Genomic DNA, 4,590 nt, shown 5'->3' with positions numbered 1-4,590 from the left:
CCGAGAACACCCCTATCGGAAGGATTCGATGATCACCATTCTGGGCAGCGGGATCGCGGGAACCGCACTGGCCGGCCTGACAGCAGACGCGGGCCGAACCCTTTGTGTTTGGGCCTCGCTGAGCTCGGCGCGCCGGGGGCCAGGAGTGGAGTGGGGGGAGGCGTCTCTTCGTGTTTACGCCGGGGGTCCCGGAAACGACTTGATACACAAGGGAATAGAGCAGATTAGCGGTAGGTGGGGGCCTCGGGGTAGATTTCGGTGCCGCGTGTCTTGCCACACGAATCCCAGGAGTGCACTACTGTTCCAGAACGTGGGCGGTATCGCGAGCGACGCGATAAGGAGGTTACGGTGCGTGAACTTCGAGTGATCGGGGTGACGCCCGACTCCGCCCATATCGTGTGCGTCGACACCGAAAGTGGTCAGAAATTCCGGCTTCCCGCCGATGACAAACTCCGCGCCGCGGCCCGCGGCGACCTTGCCCGATTCGGCCAGATAGAGATCGAAATGGAAGCGACTATGCGTCCTCGCGATATCCAGGCCCGAATCAGGGCCGGTGCGTCCGTAGAGCAGGTAACCCAGGAATCCGGGATGCCGCTCAGCCGCGTCGAGCGGTTCGCCTATCCCGTTCTGCTGGAACGGGCCCGCGCGGCCGAACTCTCGCAGAAGGCCCACCCCATCAGGCCCGACGGCCCTGCCGTGGAGATCCTGATCGATGTGGTCACCGCCGCGTTCAGTGCCCGCGGGCACACGCTCGACAACGCGGAGTGGGATGCCTGGAAGGACGAGAAGGGCTTCTGGGTCGCCCAGTTGCAGTGGCAGAACGGCCGATCCGAGATCGCCGCGCACTGGCGCTACCAGCCGGATTCGCATGGCGGCACCGTTTCCCCGCTCGACGATCCGGCCACCGATCTCATCGACCCCGATTTCGGTCGCGCCCTGCGCGGGCTCGCCTCGATCCTGCCGGTCGAAGCCGAAACCCCCGTCGCCCCCGAACCGGTGGCCGAACCACGCCGCGAACCGGCTCGGCCCGCGGCGGTCGACGAATTCTACGAACAGCGCGCGGTCGCGGGCGGTACGACGCCGATACCCGCCGCGGCACCGATCGCCCCCGGCGGTAACCGGCCGGGTGGTACGCCCGCGCTGCCCGCCGCCACCGCGAGCGCCCCGGCGGAGACCTACCGCCCGCCGGCGGAAACATATCGGCCTCCGGCCGAGACATATCGGCCTCCGGCCGAGACATATCGTCCTCCGGCCGAGACCCACCCGGTTCCGGTGGAACCGCCGCACCAGCCGGTGGCCCGGCCCGCGACGGCCGCTGCACCTGCCCCGCGCGAGCAGGCGGTCCCGGCCGCGCCACCGCCCGCTCCGGTCGACCGCACACCGGTGGAAACCGCTGCCGTGGAGCCGGAACCGGCGAAACCCGCTCCCATGGAACCGGCACCCGTGGCGCCCGCGGAGCCGGCGCCGGTGGAAACCGCACTCGCAGAACCCGCCCCGGCGGATACCGCGCCGGCGGATACCGCGCCCGCGCAGACCGCGCAAGCGACTCCGGTACACACCGCGCAGCTGGCTCCGGCGCAGCCCGCGGAACCGGCGCCCGCGCCGGTCGCCGCGGCCGAGCCGGCCCCGGAGCCGCCCGCGGTAAGCGCGGAGGAACCGGCACCGGCCGAGGTCTCGCCTGCTCCGACGGCTGCCGAGAACACCGGCGACACGGTCACCGTGAGCGAACCGGTCGCCCCCGAGGCATCCGCTCCGGAACCGGAAACCGAATCCCCGGAACCGCAGCCGGAACCCGCGACCAGGCCGGCAGCCAAGAAGGCGCCTGCCAAGGCATCGAAATCCGCCCCCCGGACCAAGCGCGGCAAGGCACCGATGCCGTCCTGGGAAGATGTCCTGCTCGGAGTCCGCAGCTCCGGTCACTGACCGGCCGACGGCGTGTTACCCCCGGTAACGGCCCGATTCACCCGTTTCTGCGAGTAGATTCCACTGAGCGGCGACGCTGCCGGCGGTCCCGGGCAAGCCGGGCCGGTGGCAGCGACGCGCGCCGAGAGATTCACGACCCGGTTCGTGCTATCGGAGGTGGGCGGATGCTGTCCAAGGTTTCATCGGTGTGGTACGTCGATACCGCCGACCCCCCAGCGGTTCTGCGCGCCGATCCCGACCCGGACCCGGACGCCGCCTATGCCCTGGCCCGCCAGCTCCACCCCGACCTCGACGTGGAGCCGACCGCCTCCGCGACCCTCGGCGACGCCGTCGGCCCGGAACCCGACGAACTCTTCATCGGCTGCTACCCGGGGCTCACCGTGCTGTGCAGTACCTACGCGGCCCGGGTCCATCCGACCGCCATCCCGGATCTGCTGGTACGGCCGCTGGCGGAGGAGCACACCTACCTGGTGTCGTTCGACCTGGAATACGGCTGGGGTTCGTTCGCGCACTGGGAGCGCGGTGAACTGCGCCGGGCATTCAGCTCAACCCGCCTGAACATCCTGCAGGACCAGGGACTGCCGCATATCTGGGAACGGCCGCACTGGGCCGGCGAACATCCGATCCAATGGCGGCTCGGGGAACTGCCCGACCCGCTGGTCCTGCCCTTCGATCCGCCCGGTTTCGCCGATACCGCGAACCACGAATGGCTCGGCTTCCGCTACTTTCCGATCGCTTCGGAAGACCCCCCGGCGGCGGACACCGGACAGCCGCCGATCGAACCGGACGAGATCCGGGTCTGCGGATTCCGGCTGCACCCCAAGAGCGACGAGCGCGGCCCGTATGGGCAACCGCAGCCCCCGCACAACCGGGTAACCCACGAACGCAAAGGTTTGCTGTCCTGGCTGCGCGGTCACGACACCACGGCGGGAATGGAGAGCCCGACGCGGATCAGGCCATGAACAGCAGGCCGATCCAGCCCAGCAGCACACCGGCACCCGCCCCCGCCAGAATCCACCGGGCCACCGGACGGTCGTGCCACCGCCACGCGGTGGGCGTCACCCCGCCCACGGCGACCAGATTCACCGCCAGCGACAGCAGCGGATGCACCTGGGCCAGCGACGCACCGAACGCGTAGACACCGACCGCGGTCAGCATCGCGATCAGCCCCGCGACGGTGACACCGGCCGCCCACGGTGTGGGCTCGGCGGGAGGGTAGGGAGTCCGGGAACGACCAGGGGGATTCACGACGCCCGCACCCTCTCGTAGAACGCCATCGCCGCGGCGGTCGCGACATTGAGCGAATCGGTGCCCGCCGACATCGGAATCCGCGCCCGCACATCCGATGCCGCCATGGCTTCCTCGGTGAGGCCGGGCCCTTCGGCCCCCAGCAACAATGCCACCCGCTCCCCGGTGAGCGCGGCCGCCAGCGTCGGCGCGTCCGGATCGGGGCTCAGCGCGATCACCTGAAAACCCCCGCGCCGCAACTCGCCCAGCCCGTCCGGCCAGCACGGCACCCGGGCGAACGGCACCCGCAACACATGCCCCATCGAAACACGCACCGACCGACGGTACAGCGGATCGGCGCACCGCTCCCCGAACAGCACCGCGTCCACACCGAGCCCGGCGGCATTGCGGAACATCGCCCCCAGGTTCTCGTGATCGTTCACGCCCTCGAGCACGGCCACCGTGGCGGCATCGGCGACGAGCTCGGCGAAATCGCGTTCGGGCGGCCGGTGCGCCACCGCCAGCACACCCCGATTCAGATGGAACCCGACCACTTCGGCCATCACCTCGGCCGAAGCCCGGTAGAACGGGATATCCAGGCCGGCCAGCTCGGCGGCCAGCTCCCGCCACCGCTTGTCCACCCCGAGCAGGGCGTGCGGCCGGAACGGCGAATCCAGCATCCGGCGCACCACCACGGTGCCCTCCGCGATCACCAGCCCGCGACCACCGGGGCGATCGGGCCGCCGATCCGCCGCCTTCAGGTCCCGGAAATCATCGACCCGCGGATCGGCAACACTGTCCACCTCGACAACCACGGCCACAACGCCCATCCTGCCAACCCGGCCACCGGGGCCGCGTCGTGGGTGCGCCCACCGCCGCACTGGGGCATCCTGGAGATATGAAGCCGATCCAGCTGCTCCTCAATATCCTCTGGCTGATCTTCGCCGGGTTCTGGATGGCGCTGGGCTACGTCGTGGCGGCCCTGATCTGCTTCATCCTCATCATCACGATTCCGTTCGGGGTCGCCGCGCTGCGTAACGCCGCCTATATGCTCTGGCCCTTCGGCCGGACGACGGTCGAGAAACCCGGCGCCGGAGCGGGCGCGCTGCTGGGCAACATCATCTGGTTCGTGGTCGCGGGCTGGTGGCTGGCACTGGGCCACCTCGCCACCAGCCTCGCGCTGGCGGTCACGATCATCGGCCTGCCGTTCGCCTGGGCCAACCTCAAACTGATCCCACTGGCCCTCTTCCCCCTGGGCCGCGAAATAGTCCCCAGCGACCGCCCCTTCGCTTGAGTTGTGTTTATTGGCGCGCTGGCGCGCGCGGGGTTCGGCCCTTTTGGCGTCTGCTGTCAGCCCTCGAGACTCGCGGCTGCGCCGCCTCGCTTCGAGGGCTGACAGCAGACGCGGGCCGAACCCTTTCAGGGCCTCGCTGAACTCGG

At 69.9% G+C, this 4,590-nt stretch carries 5 protein-coding genes; 3 read left to right on the top strand and 2 right to left on the bottom strand.

Going from position 1 to position 4,590, the window contains the following annotated elements; all coding sequences use genetic code 11:
- Positions 1–348: 348 nt before the first annotated feature.
- Both sepH and AB0F41_RS31445 read left to right on the top strand, forming a co-directional pair.
- Entirely contained in the window at positions 349–1,923 is a 1,575-nt protein-coding gene (sepH, locus tag AB0F41_RS31450; RefSeq protein WP_357430214.1) for a septation protein SepH, read from the top strand.
- A 164-nt stretch (positions 1,924–2,087) separates the two neighbouring features.
- On the top strand, positions 2,088–2,885 hold the full coding sequence (locus AB0F41_RS31445; RefSeq protein WP_357430212.1) for a hypothetical protein: 798 nt from the start codon (positions 2,088–2,090) through the stop codon (positions 2,883–2,885).
- On the opposite strand, the gene AB0F41_RS31440 is transcribed toward AB0F41_RS31445, so the two are convergent.
- Together AB0F41_RS31440 and AB0F41_RS31435 are read right to left on the bottom strand one after the other, a co-directional pair.
- On the bottom strand, positions 2,875–3,171 hold the full coding sequence (locus AB0F41_RS31440) for a DUF2537 domain-containing protein (protein WP_357430210.1): 297 nt from the start codon (positions 3,169–3,171) through the stop codon (positions 2,875–2,877). The two genes, AB0F41_RS31445 and AB0F41_RS31440, sit on opposite strands and share 11 nt — an antisense overlap.
- Complete coding sequence (locus AB0F41_RS31435) at positions 3,168–3,971, bottom strand: RNA methyltransferase (RefSeq protein WP_357430208.1); 804 nt, start codon at positions 3,969–3,971, stop codon at positions 3,168–3,170. Before AB0F41_RS31435 ends, AB0F41_RS31440 begins: the two co-directional genes overlap by 4 nt.
- A 77-nt stretch (positions 3,972–4,048) precedes the next feature.
- Here AB0F41_RS31435 and AB0F41_RS31430 point away from each other — a divergent pair, with 77 nt between their 5' ends.
- Positions 4,049–4,444: a YccF domain-containing protein gene (locus tag AB0F41_RS31430; RefSeq protein WP_357430206.1), complete on the top strand. Its 396-nt coding sequence runs from the start codon at positions 4,049–4,051 to the stop codon at positions 4,442–4,444.
- Positions 4,445–4,590: the final 146 nt, after the last annotated feature.

It is taken from the genome of Nocardia sp. NPDC024068, assembly GCF_040638875.1.
In the GTDB taxonomy this organism is placed as follows: Bacteria; Actinomycetota; Actinomycetes; order Mycobacteriales; family Mycobacteriaceae; genus Nocardia.
Note: the sequence above shows the minus strand (reverse complement) of the source record. Positions and strands in the feature narration are given on the sequence as shown.